The sequence below is a fragment of the Kitasatospora sp. GP82 genome (assembly GCF_029892105.1).
Classification (GTDB): domain Bacteria; phylum Actinomycetota; class Actinomycetes; order Streptomycetales; family Streptomycetaceae; genus Kitasatospora.
On the sequence record NZ_JARZAJ010000005.1, the window covers coordinates 163,196 to 176,493 of the forward strand.

A 13,298-nucleotide genomic window follows, 5' to 3' on the forward strand; every position below is an offset into this window, starting at 1 on the left:
TTGGGGTGAACCGGTCTCCGCCCGGTGCGGGGTGAGCCCCGGCACACCCCGGGCACCGGGGCACGGCGCGGTGTTCGCTGCCACCGAACAGGCCCGGGCGGGGTGGGCGGAACCGTCCCCACGACCCCCGGTGTCTGGTCAACAGGGGGCGAACGCCTCCTGACCAAGGGGGAACGACTGCATGACGGACGAGCTGCTGACCAACCGCCGGCTCACCTGGGACGGCTGTCTGAACATACGCGACCTCGGCGGGCTGCCCACCGCCGACGGCGGCCGCACCCGGCGGGGCGCCGTGATCCGCGCCGACAATCTCGACCGCCTCACCGCCGAGGGCCGGGCAGCGCTGGCCGACCAGGGGGTGCGCACCGTGGTCGACCTGCGCAACGAGGAGGAGTACCGGCCGCTGCTCCCCCTCCCGGAGGGGATCGACCTGGTCCGGGTTCCGCTCGACCAGCTCGCCGGACCTGCCTGGTGGGAGCGGTTCGGCGGCCTCGACGGCACCCCGCTGTCCTTCCTCCCGTACCTCGACCACTGCCCGGACGCCGTCCAGGACGTGGTCTCCGCCGTCGCGCTGGCGCGTCCGGGAGCGGTCGTGGTGCACTGCGGCGCGGGGCGTGACCGTACCGGTCTGGCCGCACTCGTCCTGCTGGCGGCGGTCCGTACCGAGCCGGGCGCCATCGTGGACGACTACCTGCTCAGCACCCCCAACCTGCGCCCGCTCTGGGGCATGCTCGGCCAGGCCGACCAGGAGCAGGTGATCGAGGGCATCCTGGCCGGGGCGGGCACCACGGCCGAGGCCGCGCTGCTGGGCACCCTGGCGGCCTTCGACCCCGACCGCTACCTGCCGTCCGTCGAACTGGCCGCCCTCCGGGCCCGGTTGACGGGCTGAACCCCCTGCCGCCGGATCACCACAGCCGGTCGATGGTGCCCGGATGGAGGTCGATCCTGGCGGCCAGGAAACTCTCCCTTGCTGCCCGGGCCCGCTTCGAGCAGAACCCCGCCATGGTCACCTTGTCGAAGCCCGGCCGATCGCTCGGGAAGGGCTCCTGCGGCGTGCCGCCGACCAGCACCGTACCCGGGAGCGGCTCCCAGCCGGCGCTCTCGTAGAAGCCCCGCAGCACGCGGTCGCAGGTGAACAGTCCGAGGTCCGCGCCGCCGTCCTGGACGGCCCGGCGGGCGGCGGCGACCAGCCGCCCGCCGTGGCCCTGCCCCCGGTGCGCGCGGTCGGTGACCACACTGCTCAGGCCACGTGCGGCGAACGTCGTTCCGGCGTGGGCGATTTGCTTGCCGAGCAGATCGAGCGCGGCGAGCACGCGGCCGTCCTCGTCCACCAGCAGCATCGACTGCGGATCCAGTGCGGGATCATGGCTCAGCCCGGGGTCCGGTCCGCCGCTCGGCCAGGCCGACTCCTGCAACTCCCATACCCGTGCCCGGAGTTCTGGCGGCACCTCGGCCTCCGGGTACGACAGGATCCGTATCCGCACTGCGCTGCTCCGGAGTTCGTTCGGACGTCTGCTGGTCGAAATTCGTTCGCGGCGGGCCCGAGAGGCCGCCAATACTGCGCAGTATGGCGCAATTCGCAGACTTCGATGCGCGCGGATATCCCATGGTGGACGTCCGCACGGGGTACGGGCAGTGGGTCGGCAGCTACGAGCAGACCGTCGAGGACGCGATGGACCTGGAGGTCCTCGCCCGACTGGCGGTACCGGGTTGGGGATCGGTCGAGCGGGCCGCCGACCTCGGCTGCGGGACGGGGCGGACGGGCGCCTGGCTGCGCGCCCAGGGCGTCGGCGCGGTGGACGGGGTCGACCTGACACCCGAGATGCTGGCGGTGGCGCGCGGCAAGGGCGCACACGACCGGCTGATCGAGGGCGACCTCGCCGCGACCGGCCTGCCCGGCGAGGCGTACGACCTGGTGATCTCCTCACTGGTGGACGAGCACCTGGCCGACCTCGCCCCGCTCTACCGGGAAGCCTTCCGGCTGGCCGGTCCCGGCGCCCTGTTCGTGCTGGTCGGCCTGCATCCGCACTTCATCATGGCCGCCGGGATGCCAACCCACTTCGACGGCGCCGACGGCTCGCCGATCGCCATCACCACCCACCTCCACCTGGTCAGCGACCACCTCACGGCCGGCCTGGCCGCCGGCTGGCAACTGGCCGAGATGCGCGAGGAGTTGGTCGGCGACCGCTGGATCGCGCTCAAGCCCAAGTGGGAGCGCCACCGCCACCAGCCGGTCTCCGCCGCGTACGTCTGGCGCAAGCCGGAGCAGCCCCGCCCGGCCGATCCCTCCGCAGCCGGTGACCATGCACTGCCCGGGGGCGCAGGGCGCTGAGACGGCGCCGGGCCGCACGCCTGCTCACGCCGACCCTGCGCCCCGCGAGAGGCCGCATCGAAACCCGCGGTCAGAAACCGGCGTTGGGACTCGTGACAACGCGGACGCGGCCGTCCGCGCGGGCGGCGAGGGACGCCGTCAGGCGCAGGGAGCGGCTGGGACCGAGGAGGGTGAGGGCCTCTTCGGGGGTGACCCAGCGGTGACTGTCGAGTTCGCCGGGCGGGAGGGTGATCGGGGTGTCGGCCGGGATGGTGCCGAAGTCGAAGAGGAAGTGGCAGGCCGGGTACTCGAGTTCCGCCGACGGGTGGGTCCAGGCGACGGCGAGCAGCTCTCCCGGCTCGCCGACGATGCCGGTCTCCTCCAGGAGTTCACGCTTGGCGCACTCCACGGGGTTCTCCCCCGGGTCCACCGTGCCGCCGACGAACTGCCAGTGCTCCCGGTAGCCGGCCTTCACGATCAGCACCCGCCCCTGCTGATCACTGATCAGGCAGCCGGCGGCGGCGTAGACGCGGGTCAGCGAGGCGAGCCACTCATCGCGGGTCTGGAGCAGCGGCGTGTCCGACATGACTTTCCTCCGGGCGTGTTGTGGGCCGGGCGTGCGCGCCCACTCTCCCATTCGGGCCCGGGAGTCGGGCGGGGTGGCACCCCTGGATGGGCGCCACCCCGCCGTCCGGGGAAGGGTTCAGTGGGCGGAGTGCTTCTCCGCGCCGCGGTGGCGGTGGCCGGGGAGTTCGGCGTGCCGGGCCGGTCCCGAGAGCGGGGTGGCCATCCCGAAGGCGCGGCGACCGCCGTGGCTGAAGCTCGCGTCGCCGAAGTGCGGCCCGCCCTCCGCGCCCTTGGGTCCGCCGGCGTTGAGGACCGGCGGGAGCCCGCTCGGATTGGCGGCCATCCCACGGCGTTCGAGGAGTTCCTGGGTGCCGCGGCGGAGTCCGGTCATCTTGCTCGTCGATCGCTTGGTCATCATCGACCTCCCTTCGGCGGCCACTCGCCGCGCCGGGGTGCGCGGGGATGCGGACGCATGGGCTTTATGTCCGGATTCTAGCCTTCAGACCCTTCTCGGGTAGGGCTGCGGACCCCGATACCGACAGCGACACGACCTGACCGATCAGCCGAACGTCGAACCGTACATGTGGGAGCATGCCGCGTGGCCACGGTGATACGGGACGACAATCCAACGAAAGCGGGGGTCGGAGCGACAACCCCCGAGGTCCAGCGGGTCCGCTATCCGGGCTCGCTGATCCGCTGTGCGCTCGGCCTGACCACGGCCGGACTCACCCTGCTGGTCGCCATGGGCGCCCACGGCACCGCCGACGGCCTCGAGGCCGATGTCGCCGAGGGCGCGGAGCACGTCCCCTGGCCACCCGGGCAGATCGCCGGGGTGGCCTCCGCCGTCGTACTGCTGCTCGTCCCGCTGGCCTTCGCCATCGACCGGCTCGCCCGCCGGGCCGCACTGCGGGTCGCCGACGGAGTCTTCGCCGCCGTCATCGCCTACGGGTTCTCGCTCGGGCTCGACGCGGCCTTCGGCACTGTCGCCACGCTCACCCACCCGGCCCCCGACGGCCTCGGCCGCACCGACGCCGTGTACGGCCACCTGGCGCCCGTCCTCGCCTTCATGACCGCCGCCGGTCTCGCGGGCCTGCCCCGCTGGCGCACCGCCCTGACCGCCGCCCTCGCCATGGCCGGGCTCTCCGGCCTGGTCACCGGCTATGCCACACCGCTCTCCCTGGTGCTGGCCCTGCTGGTGGGCTGGGCCACCGCCCACGGCACCGTGTACGCCGTCGGCACCCCGATCTGCCGCCCGACCGCCGAGCAGCTGCGGCACACCCTCGGGCAGGCGGGCGTACGACCGCACCTCACCCGCCGCACCGGGTCCTGCCGCTACCTGGTCACCCAGCACGACGACCGGCCCGACCTCGACGTCCACCTGCTCGACCGCCAGGCCCAGGCCACCGGGATGTTCCACCGCCTCTGGCTGCTGCTGCGACTGCGCACCGCCCCGCGCCCGCGCGGCCTGCGCTCACTGCGCTCCGGCCTGGAGCACGAGGCCCTGCTCGCCTACGCCGCCTCCGCCGCCGGAGCCCGCACCCGCCGCCTGGCCGCCACCGCCGAACTGGACGCCGACCGCGCCGTGGTCGCGTACGAGTACCTGCCGGGACGGACCCTGCCGGAACTCGCCGACGCCGAACTGACCGACGAGCTGCTCACCGACACCTGGCGGCAACTGGACCTGCTGCACCGCCGCCGGATCGCCCACCGCGCCCTGGCTCCCGAGCACATCCTGGTCGGCCCGGACGGCGCGGTGCACCTGATCGGACTCACGGAGGGCGAGATCGCCGCCGGCGAGCTGCTGCTGCACCTGGACGTCGCCGGACTGCTGACCGCCCTGGCGCTGCGGGTCGGCGCCGAGCGCGCGGTGGCCACCGCCGCGGCGGTGCTCGGCGGGGACGCGGTCTGCGCCGCGCTTCCGCTGCTCCAGCCGATCGCGCTGCCGCGCGGCACCCGCAATGCGCTCAAGGGCCGCCCCGAGCTGCTGGCCGCCCTCCGGGAGGAGGGCCTGCGCGGCCGTCCACAGGCTCCGGTGGAGCCGGTACGGCTGGAGCGGCTGCGTCCGCGCACCCTGCTCACGGTGGCCGCCGGGGTGCTGGCCGGATACCTGCTGCTGCAGTTCCTGTTCAGCTCCCGGACCAACCCGCTGTCGGCGGTCGCCGAGGCCGACCCCGGCTGGCTGACCGCGGCCGCGCTGGCCGCCGTCGCCAGCTACTTCGCGGGCACCCTCGGCTTCATCGGCTTCGTCCCCGAGCGAGTCGACTTCCGGCGCGCGCTGGCCGCCCAAGCGGCGGGCTCCTTCGTGAAGTTGGTCTCGCCCGGCGGGGTCGGCGGGATGGCGCTCAACACCCGCTTCCTGCAGTGCAGCGGCATCCCGACCGCACAGGCGCTGTCCAGCGTCGGGGCGTCCCAGCTGATCGGACTGGTGCTCCACCTGCTGCAACTGGCGGCCTTCAGTGCCCTGCTCGGGCGCGGCACCGGAGCCGAACTGCCCGACCCGCCGGTGCTGGCCGCCGCGGCGGCGGTCGCGGGCGTCGTCGTGGTGCTGGCACTCGCCGTGCCGTGGGTCCGGGGACGGCTCGCCGCCCTGCTGCGCCCGCTGCGCGCCGAGGTGCTGCCCCGGCTGCTCGAGCTGCTCCAGCAGCCGGGCAAGCTGGCCGCCGGGCTGATCGGGCAGTTGCTGGTGTCGATGACCTTCGTCGCCTGCCTGTACTGCTGCACCCGGGCCGTCGGACAGCAGCCGGCCTTCGCCGCCGTCGCCGTCACCTTCCTGGCCGGGAACGCCGCCGGATCCGCCGCCCCGACCCCGGGCGGCTCCGGCGTGGTGGAGGGCCTGCTCACCGAGGGCCTGGCCGCCACCGCGTCGATCGACAAGGGGACGGCCTTCGCGGCGGTGATCCTGCTGCGGCTGCTGATCTTCCTGCTGCCGATCCTGCCCGGCTGGGCGGCCTTCGCCTGGCTCCAGCGGCGCGGCGCGCTGTAGGCCCTGCCCGGTTCGGTCAGCGGTACTCGTCCTCGTTCAGATCGACGACGCGGTTCTGTTCCGCGGCGTCGGCGTCGTCGGCCTCGTCCGAGCCGAGCGAACGGCGCTCGCGGAGCTTCTCGTAGTCGTCGCCGGGGTGACCGTCGACGTCCCGCTCCTCGTCGTCGGCCTCCATGACGACCGGGGACTCCTCGTCGAAGTCGTCGAAGTCCTCGGGGAACTCGGGGTTCTCGGGGTTCTGGCTCATGGCTTCCGTCCCTGCTGCTCGGAGCCCCAGCTGGGCCCAGGTCGGTACTGGCAGTATCCGACGGCACCGGCCCCGACGCGCGGCCTCACCCCGGCTTCGGCGTGTTGCCCGAAGCCCGGCCACCCCACCGGACCCCGTGGAGAGGAACCACGCCCCACTCCATCGGCGCGAAGCTCTGTCCTGCACCGGCCCACCCGCAGCGCGGTGCCCCCGCGGACCACACGGCCGAGCACCCGACGGACCCCTAGCCGGCTCCCCCAACTCCCTTCTCCCCGCCCCGCGTTGGGGCTGCGCCGCCGGCAGCGCGCTCGGCGCGGGCGGCCAGGGCGCGGAGCCGCTCGCGCAGTTCGGCGGGTTCGTGCACCTCGAACTCGCAGCCCAGCATGGCCAGTCGGATCGCCAGCCACTCCAGGGACTCGGCACTGGTGCGCAGTCGGCAGCTGTGCTCGTCGATCGGCTCCAGTTCGTCGGCCGGGCCGCTCAGCCAGCCGGCCAGCCGCTCGGCAGGGGCGTACAGGGTGGCGACCGCCGTGTGGCTGGTGGTGAGGCTGGAGAGCTTCTGCGCGACGTACGCGGCGGCGTCCTCGGCAGGCAGTTCGCGCGGGGGCACCCTGGCCCCGGTGGGCTGTGGCTCGCGCAGCCGGTCGACGCGGAATATCCGCCAGTCCTCGCGCTCGTTGTCGTACGCGACCAGATACCAGCGCCGTCCGGCGGCGACCAGGCGGTGGGGTTCGACCAGGCGCCTGGTCTCGGCACCGCCGCCCTGGGGCCGGCCCCACCCGGCCCGGTAGGTGAAGCGGATCCGTTCGCGGGCGGCGACCGCCGTGGCCAGGACGGTGAGCACCTCCGGATCGACCCGGGGCCCGCCCGCGTCCAGCCGTACGGTGGCGGCGTTGAGCGAGCCGACCCGGTGCCGGAGCCGGGCGGGGAGCACCTGGACCAGCTTGGCCAGGGCCCGGACGGACGCCTCCTCGATGCCCTCGACGGCCTGGCCCGCCGCCGCGCGCAGCCCGACCGCGATGGCCACGGCCTCCTCGTCGTCGAGCAGCAGCGGCGGCATCGCCGCGCCCGCGACCAGCCGGTAGCCGCCGACCGGGCCCCTGGTGGCCTCGACGGGGTAGCCGAGGTCGCGCAGCCGCTCGATGTCACGGCGGATGGTGCGCGGGGTGACCTGGAGCCGGTCGGCCAGTTCGCTGCCGGGCCACTCGCGTGGGGTCTGCAGCAGGGAGAGCAGATTCAGCAGGCGTGCGGGGGTGTCCGTCATAACGGCCAGCATGCCCGAGGTAGCGGACAGGTTCTGACCTGTATGGGTCCTATCTTCGGAGTCGTCCGGGGCACTGCCCCACCTCCCCCTTGTCTCTCGCAGGAGTACCGCCATGCCATCCGCCCAGACAGCACCCGACCGCCGCCGCTGGGTGGCGCTGGCCGTGGTGATGACGGCCAGCCTGATGGACCTGGTCGACGTCACGATCGTCAACATCGCCATGCCCGGCATCCAGCAGGACACCGGCGCCTCGTTCAGCGCGCTCCAGTGGATCACCGCCGGGTACGCGCTGGCCTTCGCCGTCGGTCTGATCACCGGCGGGCGCCTGGGCGACATCTACGGCCGCAAGCGGCTGTTCCTGCTCGGCATCGGCGGCTTCACCGTCGCCTCGGCGCTCTGCGGACTCGCCGCCGACCCGGAGATGCTGGTCGCGGCGCGGATCGTGCAGGGCGGCACGGCGGCGATGATGGTGCCCCAGGTGCTCTCGATCATCCACGCCACCTTCCCGGCCGAGGAGCGGGGCAAGGTCTTCGGGATGTTCGGGGCGATGGTCGGCCTCGGCGCGACACTGGGCCCGCTCGTCGGTGCGCTGCTCTGCGAGTGGAACCTGTTCGGCCTCGGCTGGCGGCCGATCTTCCTGGTCAACCTGCCGATCGGCATCGCCGGAATGCTGCTCGGCGCCCGGTACGTCGACGAGTCGCGCGCCCCGCAGGCGCTGAAGCTGGACCTGGTCGGCATGCTGCTGGCCGCCGCCGGGCTGCTGATGCTGCTCTACCCGCTCACCCAGGGCCGGGAGTCCGGCTGGCCGGTGTGGGGTTTCGTCTCGATGGCGCTGAGCCTGCCGATGCTGCTGCTCTTCGTGGTGTACGAGCGGGCCAAGACCCGCCGCGACGGCTCGCCGCTGGTGGAACTGGCGCTGTTCCGGGTGAAGAGCTTCGCGGGCGGTATCGGGGTGCAGCTCTTCTTCGGCGTGGTCTGCGGGATCTTCTTCCTGGTCTGGACGCTCTACATGCAGCTGGGCCTCGGCTGGAGCGCACTGCGGGCGGGGCTGACGGGCGTACCGTTCTCGATCGCGGTCTCGGTCGCCGCCGGGGTCTCGGTGCAGAAGCTGGTCCCCCGGTTCGGGCGGAAGGTACTTCAGGCCGGGGCACTGGTGATGGCCGCTGGGACTCTGCTCTACCTCGCGGAGGCCGAGCATTTCGGCACCGGGATCCAGTCCTGGCAGATGGCGCTGCCGCTGGTGGTGATGGGCGCGGGCATGGGGCTGATCGTCGCGCCGCTGACCGATGCCGTGCTCGGCGAGGTGCCGCGCGAGCACTCCGGTTCGGCCTCCGGTCTGATCAACACCACCGGACAGCTGGGCACGGCGCTCGGTCTGGGTCTCTCCTCGGTGACCTTCTTCACCGTCGTCGACGGCGCCGCTCCCACCCAGACGACGGGCCCGGTCTTCGTGGACGCCTTCACCCACTCACTGTGGTGGGTGGCCGCCGGGCTGCTGGCCGTCTTCGCCCTGGTCTTCGCCCTGCCGGGACGAAAGCCCCGGCCCGTGGCCACCGTGCCGGAGCCCGCGAAGGAGCCGGCACTCGTCGGCTGAGGACCGCCGTGATCAACAACGGCATCCAGAGCGGCAGTTACCGAAAACGAGCAGGCCCGGATCGCTGACTGAGCGATCCGGGCCTTTCCTGAGCCGCCTGCGGGATTCGAACCCGCGACCTACGCATTACGAGTGCGTTGCTCTGGCCAACTGAGCTAAGGCGGCACCGCTGTTGAACGAGACCGAACCGGAGGGTTGATCGCCGCTCTGACAACGCGCGCCAGTCTACACACTTTCCGACCGCGATCCGTACCGTGCCCTGGCGGGGCTCAGACGGAGGAGACGGCCAGCTTGGCGGCGAAGCCCGCGAAGAGGACGGCGACGGCGCTGGTGAGACCCGCGGAGAGGCGCTTGCGGCGGCGGAAGGCGGCGGCCAGCGTGGTGCCCGCGAAGATCAGCATGGAGAGGTAGAGCAGGCTGAAGGTCTGCAGGATGCCGCCCAGCAGGGCGAAGGAGAGAGCCGGCCGCCCGTAGGACGGGTCGACGAACTGGGTGAAGAAGGAGAGCAGGAAGAGGATGGCCTTCGGGTTGAGCAGGCTGATCACCAGCGCCCGACGGAACGGGTTCTCCGCCGCGGGCACGGCGGCCGCTCCCGCCCCCTCGGCCTGGTCCGCAGCCCGGTGTTCGCGCCAGAGCCGGCGGGCTGCCCGGAGCATCCCGGCACCGATCCAGAGCAGGTAGGCCGCGCCGCCGAACTTGACCACCGCGAAGACCGCAGGGTTGGCCTTGAGCAGCGAGGAGGCGCCGAGCGAGGTCAGCGATATCAGGGTGAAGTCGCCGAGGAAGACTCCCGCGGCGGCGCGGTAGCCGGTGCGGATGCCCTTGCGGGCGGCCACGGACAGGACGTACAGCGAGTTCGGACCGGGCAGCAGGACGATGACCAGGGCGCCGAGGACGTACGTCGCCAGGTCGTTGACTCCGAGCACAGTGAGCTCCCAGAGCGGGTGTGGGGGACAGTGGGGGGTGGGCGAGCCATCGTAGTTCCCCACGCCCATCAGCCCGAACAGGATTTCCCGGCATTCCGATCGGTACTGGTCCCCGCGCGCTCTACTTGGCGCAGCGCGTCCCCGTGCTCGGGGCCTGGCCGCCGAGCAGGTAGCTGTTGACCGCGCCGTCGATGCACTCGTTGTGCCGCCCGTACGCGGTGTGGCCGTCGCCGTCGTAGGTCAGCAGGTGGCCGGACTCCAGCTGGCTGGTCACGGCCTGCGCCCAGAGGTACGGGGTCGCGGGGTCACGGGTGGTGCCGACGACCACGATCGGGGCTGCCCCGGCGGCGCGGATGGTGTGCGGCTCGCCGGTCGGCTTGATCGGCCAGTAGGTGCAGGAGAGCGCCATCCAGGCCATGTCGCGGCCGAAGTGCGGGGAGGTCTTCTGGAATTCGGGCACCACTCGTTCGACGTCCGCGGGTCCGGCGAAGGGCGCGGGCAGGTCGAGGCAGTTGACCGCCATGTTGGCGTACATCAGGTTGAGGTAGTTGCCGTCCGCCGTGCGCTGGAAGTAGCTGTCGGAGAGTTTCAGCAGCGCGGTGCCGTTGCCCGCCTTGGCGGTGGTGAGCGCGGTCCGCAGCTGCGGCCACAGGAAGTCCGCGTACATCGCCTGGATGACCGCGGCCGTGGCCAGGGACTCGGTGAGCTTGCGGCCGGAGTCGGTCGGCAGCGGCTGCGCGTCGATCCGCTTCAGCAGGGCGTCGAGCTCGTCCCCGACCTGCTTCTCGGTGGTGCCGACGGGGCAGTCGTCGTGGGTGATGCAGTCCTTGGCGAAGGCGGCCCAGGCGGTCTCGAAACCACCTGCCTGGGCCCGGTTTCCGGCCAGCGAGTCGAGGGAGGGGTCCATCGCGCCGTCCAGCACCATCTTGCCGACCCGGCCGGGGTAGAGCCCGGCGTAGATGGAACCGAGGTAGGTGCCGTACGACTTGCCGAGGTAGTGCAGCTTGTCGTCGCCGAGCACGGCTCGCAGCACATCCATGTCGCGGGCCGACTCCTGGCTGCTGACATGGCCGAGGAGGCTGCCGGCGTGCTGCTGGCAGCCGGCTGCGAACTCCTTGTCGGCGGCCACCAGCGCGTCGACCTCGCTCTGGTTGTCGGGGGACGTGTCGACGGCGGTGTACGCGTCCATCTGCGCACCGCTCAGGCAGGTCACCGGGCTGCTGCGGCCGACGCCGCGCGGGTCGAGACCGACCAGGTCGTACGCCGCGCGGACCCCGGAGTCGAACCCGGTGGCGACGTTCTCCAGGTACTCGATGGCCGAGCCGCCCGGGCCGCCCGGGTTGAGCAGCAGCGAACCGAGACGGGTCGTGCCGCCGGTGGCGGTCTTGCGGACGGCGCTCAGGGTCATGTCGCCACCGGCCGGATTGCCGTAGTCGAGCGGGACCTTGAAGGTGGTGCACTCGAACTCTTCGTCGCAGGACTGCCAGGTGAGCTTCTGCGTGTAGTACGGGTTCAGGTCGGCCGGGATCTCGGGGGGAAGCGCTCCGAGCGGGGTGGCGACCCGGGCCTGGCCGCCGTCCGCGTTGGCGGACGAGAGCCCACCGGCGTTGGGGGCCGAGGTCCCGGCACCCGAACTGCATCCGGCCAGCAGCAGCGCGGCGGCGGCCACCGTGGCGGGCACGGCGGCGGGCAGGAATCGGGTCGACCGGACAGCTCGCATGGCGGTTCTCTCCCCTCGGGCACCGACCGCGAGGCCGATCGGCTCGCCGGATCGGTGATCACCGGCCGGCTCAGCCGAGCGTAGCTCCCCTCAGGCGCCATATCCGGGCATACCTGGGTCAGCCGGGCGGGGAACAGCCCATCCGGCGGCACCCCGGACGGCCCTTCCCCACCGCCTCACCGCGGACCGCAGCCTTGGACCCTCCGGCCAGTGGGGGCGGCGTCGCGACGCCCGGACTCTCTCCCCCAGCCTCCGGCCGGGGGACCCCCCTCGGACTGCGTCGTCGTCGGCCGCCGTTGCGCCGCTGCTACTCCCTCCTCCGCCTTGCCGGACTCGGCCCGGACGCCGCTCCTTCACCCACTCCCCGATTGCCGGAGGGTCTAGGACGACACGGCGAGGCTCTCCGCCAGGTACTGCACCGCGGCCCGGACCAGCCGCAGCCGTTCCCGCTCGGGCGTGTAGTCCACGACGATGTCGGAGACCTTGACACTGGCCTGGGCAGCGCGGCCCTTGCCGTCGTGCAGGGCGCTCTGGAGCTTTCGGGCGGCGTCAAGACCGGCGGCGTCGTTCTTCGCGGCGGCGAGCAGCAGTCTGGCGGTGGCCGTGCCGGGCGCTTCGGCGCCGGACTGGGCGAGGGCTGCCGGGTCGTAGCGGCCGGAGACCGCGGCGGCCGCACCGTACAGGTCGGGGCGGGCCAGCCCGGCGGCGGCAGCACAGGGGGCGCCGCCCTCGATGCCGAGGGTGCCCCAGCCGTTGGGCCCGGGCGGGAGGGTGCGGAAGGCGGTGCCGACCGCGGTGCGCAGGGCGGTGTCGTCGGCCACGGCCTGCGGGGCGGCGGCCACCAGCTCGCACGGACGGGCGGTGCCGCTCGGCGACTGGGGAACGACCACCACGAACGGGCGGGCCCGGCCCAGCTTCACGGCCGAGGCGATCCCGTCGAAGATGTCCGGCAGTTCCGCGTCAGCGGTGGTCCTGGCGCCGCCCGCATGGACCACGATCACCGGGAACCGGGCGTTCGCGTCCGTCTTGTACTGGGCAGGCAGCCAGACCCGTACGGTGCGCGGCCGTCCGTCAGGGGCAGCCACCGCACCCTCCATCAGTTCGCCACCGGCCGGCTGACCGATACTCCTGAACTGGGTTACCACCGGCTGAAGTTGGCGCTCCGGAGTGGCAGCGCCCCCACTCGCCGCCGGGGACGGCGCGGCGGGTGGGGCAGCGGCGGGACGCGGCGCCGTACTCCGCCCGGCGGCCGCACTCTCCCCGGCGGCGGCCGCCCCGGCCTCCTGCACGGCCCGCAGACCCCGGCCGTCCAGGGCCACGGCGACCGCCAGCGCGGTGACGCACATGCCGCAGGCCATCGCCCCGCCGACCCGCAGCAGCAGTGGCCGCTGCTCGGCCGCCAACTCGTAGGTCTGGGCCACCCGAAGGTCGCGCCAGCGCAGCAGGGCCGCCCTGACCAGCCAGATCCCGGCGGCGGCCGCCAGCAGCAAGGGGACGACGAGGAGCGGACGGGGCATAGGACGCACCAACCTCTGGAGAACCGGCACCGCCCGGTCCCGGCCATCAGCGGCACGGACCACCACGGCGTACTCGGTCCACAGGGTGCAAGACGAGCGGGCACACCGTGCGCGGGGCTCCCTGGCCGGACCCGACGTTCACTCGAACGAGCGAGCCACCGGTACGTCA

12 protein-coding genes and 1 tRNA gene are annotated in these 13,298 nt (G+C 73.0%); 4 read left to right on the plus strand and 9 right to left on the minus strand.

The features are described 5' to 3' along the window. Nucleotides 1–181: 181 nt before the first annotated feature. Nucleotides 182–889: a tyrosine-protein phosphatase gene (locus P3T39_RS07330; protein ID WP_280696529.1), complete on the plus strand. Its 708-nt coding sequence runs from the start codon at nt 182–184 to the stop codon at nt 887–889. A 16-nt stretch (nt 890–905) separates the two neighbouring features. On the opposite strand, the gene P3T39_RS07335 is transcribed toward P3T39_RS07330, so the two are convergent. Continuing rightward, the gene (locus P3T39_RS07335) at nt 906–1,484 is read right to left on the minus strand and encodes a GNAT family N-acetyltransferase (RefSeq protein ID WP_280696530.1); all 579 of its coding nucleotides are present in this window, start codon (nt 1,482–1,484) and stop codon (nt 906–908) included. Nucleotides 1,485–1,567: 83 nt separating this feature from the next. On the opposite strand from P3T39_RS07335, the gene P3T39_RS07340 reads away from it, so the two are divergent. After that, nucleotides 1,568–2,332: a class I SAM-dependent methyltransferase gene (locus P3T39_RS07340; protein WP_280696531.1), complete on the plus strand. Its 765-nt coding sequence runs from the start codon at nt 1,568–1,570 to the stop codon at nt 2,330–2,332. Between the two features lie 70 nt (nt 2,333–2,402). Here the strand turns inward: P3T39_RS07340 and P3T39_RS07345 are convergent, their stop codons facing one another. Together P3T39_RS07345 and P3T39_RS07350 are read right to left on the minus strand one after the other, a co-directional pair. Next, nucleotides 2,403–2,897: an NUDIX hydrolase gene (locus tag P3T39_RS07345; RefSeq protein WP_280696532.1), complete on the minus strand. Its 495-nt coding sequence runs from the start codon at nt 2,895–2,897 to the stop codon at nt 2,403–2,405. A gap of 117 nt (nt 2,898–3,014) precedes the next feature. After that, nucleotides 3,015–3,293: a hypothetical protein gene (locus P3T39_RS07350; protein WP_280696533.1), complete on the minus strand. Its 279-nt coding sequence runs from the start codon at nt 3,291–3,293 to the stop codon at nt 3,015–3,017. A gap of 183 nt (nt 3,294–3,476) precedes the next feature. Between P3T39_RS07350 and P3T39_RS07355 the strand changes: the two genes are divergently transcribed. Further along, the gene (locus P3T39_RS07355; protein ID WP_280696534.1) at nt 3,477–5,861 is read left to right on the plus strand and encodes a lysylphosphatidylglycerol synthase transmembrane domain-containing protein; all 2,385 of its coding nucleotides are present in this window, start codon (nt 3,477–3,479) and stop codon (nt 5,859–5,861) included. Between the two features lie 16 nt (nt 5,862–5,877). Here the strand turns inward: P3T39_RS07355 and P3T39_RS07360 are convergent, their stop codons facing one another. Both P3T39_RS07360 and P3T39_RS07365 read right to left on the minus strand, forming a co-directional pair. Beyond that, complete coding sequence (locus tag P3T39_RS07360) at nt 5,878–6,108, minus strand: hypothetical protein (protein WP_280696535.1); 231 nt, start codon at nt 6,106–6,108, stop codon at nt 5,878–5,880. Nucleotides 6,109–6,352: 244 nt separating this feature from the next. Then, nucleotides 6,353–7,372, minus strand: a complete 1,020-nt coding sequence (locus tag P3T39_RS07365; RefSeq protein ID WP_280696536.1) for a YafY family protein — start codon at nt 7,370–7,372, stop codon at nt 6,353–6,355. Between the two features lie 112 nt (nt 7,373–7,484). Between P3T39_RS07365 and P3T39_RS07370 the strand changes: the two genes are divergently transcribed. After that, the gene (locus P3T39_RS07370; protein WP_280696537.1) at nt 7,485–8,966 is read left to right on the plus strand and encodes an MFS transporter; all 1,482 of its coding nucleotides are present in this window, start codon (nt 7,485–7,487) and stop codon (nt 8,964–8,966) included. 91 nt (nt 8,967–9,057) lie between these two features. Here the strand turns inward: P3T39_RS07370 and P3T39_RS07375 are convergent. The 4 genes from P3T39_RS07375 to P3T39_RS07390 all read right to left on the minus strand — a co-directional run bounded on the left by P3T39_RS07375 (nt 9,058) and on the right by P3T39_RS07390 (nt 13,129). Next, a tRNA-Thr gene (locus P3T39_RS07375) sits at nt 9,058–9,131 on the minus strand. Nucleotides 9,132–9,235: 104 nt separating this feature from the next. Next, nucleotides 9,236–9,892: a leucine efflux protein LeuE gene (gene leuE / locus P3T39_RS07380; protein ID WP_280696538.1), complete on the minus strand. Its 657-nt coding sequence runs from the start codon at nt 9,890–9,892 to the stop codon at nt 9,236–9,238. Between the two features lie 121 nt (nt 9,893–10,013). Beyond that, nucleotides 10,014–11,612: an alpha/beta hydrolase gene (locus P3T39_RS07385; protein ID WP_280696539.1), complete on the minus strand. Its 1,599-nt coding sequence runs from the start codon at nt 11,610–11,612 to the stop codon at nt 10,014–10,016. A gap of 380 nt (nt 11,613–11,992) precedes the next feature. Next, nucleotides 11,993–13,129 (minus strand): hypothetical protein, encoded by a 1,137-nt coding sequence (locus tag P3T39_RS07390; RefSeq protein ID WP_280696540.1) that lies wholly within the window; start codon nt 13,127–13,129, stop codon nt 11,993–11,995. Nucleotides 13,130–13,298 lie beyond the last annotated feature (169 nt).

Excerpts from the sequence above, each read along its gene's own strand:
- P3T39_RS07350 (WP_280696533.1), bottom strand. The coding sequence starts at position 3,293 with ATGACCAAGCGATCGACGAGCAAGATGACCGGACTCCGCCGCGGCACC.
- P3T39_RS07390 (WP_280696540.1), bottom strand. The coding sequence starts at position 13,129 with ATGCCCCGTCCGCTCCTCGTCGTCCCCTTGCTGCTGGCGGCCGCCGCC.
- P3T39_RS07370 (WP_280696537.1), top strand. The coding sequence starts at position 7,485 with ATGCCATCCGCCCAGACAGCACCCGACCGCCGCCGCTGGGTGGCGCTG.
- P3T39_RS07345 (WP_280696532.1), bottom strand. The coding sequence starts at position 2,897 with ATGTCGGACACGCCGCTGCTCCAGACCCGCGATGAGTGGCTCGCCTCG.
- P3T39_RS07360 (WP_280696535.1), bottom strand. The coding sequence starts at position 6,108 with ATGAGCCAGAACCCCGAGAACCCCGAGTTCCCCGAGGACTTCGACGAC.
- P3T39_RS07340 (WP_280696531.1), top strand. The coding sequence starts at position 1,568 with ATGGCGCAATTCGCAGACTTCGATGCGCGCGGATATCCCATGGTGGAC.
- P3T39_RS07365 (WP_280696536.1), bottom strand. The coding sequence starts at position 7,372 with ATGACGGACACCCCCGCACGCCTGCTGAATCTGCTCTCCCTGCTGCAG.
- P3T39_RS07330 (WP_280696529.1), top strand. The coding sequence starts at position 182 with ATGACGGACGAGCTGCTGACCAACCGCCGGCTCACCTGGGACGGCTGT.
- P3T39_RS07385 (WP_280696539.1), bottom strand. The coding sequence starts at position 11,612 with ATGCGAGCTGTCCGGTCGACCCGATTCCTGCCCGCCGCCGTGCCCGCC.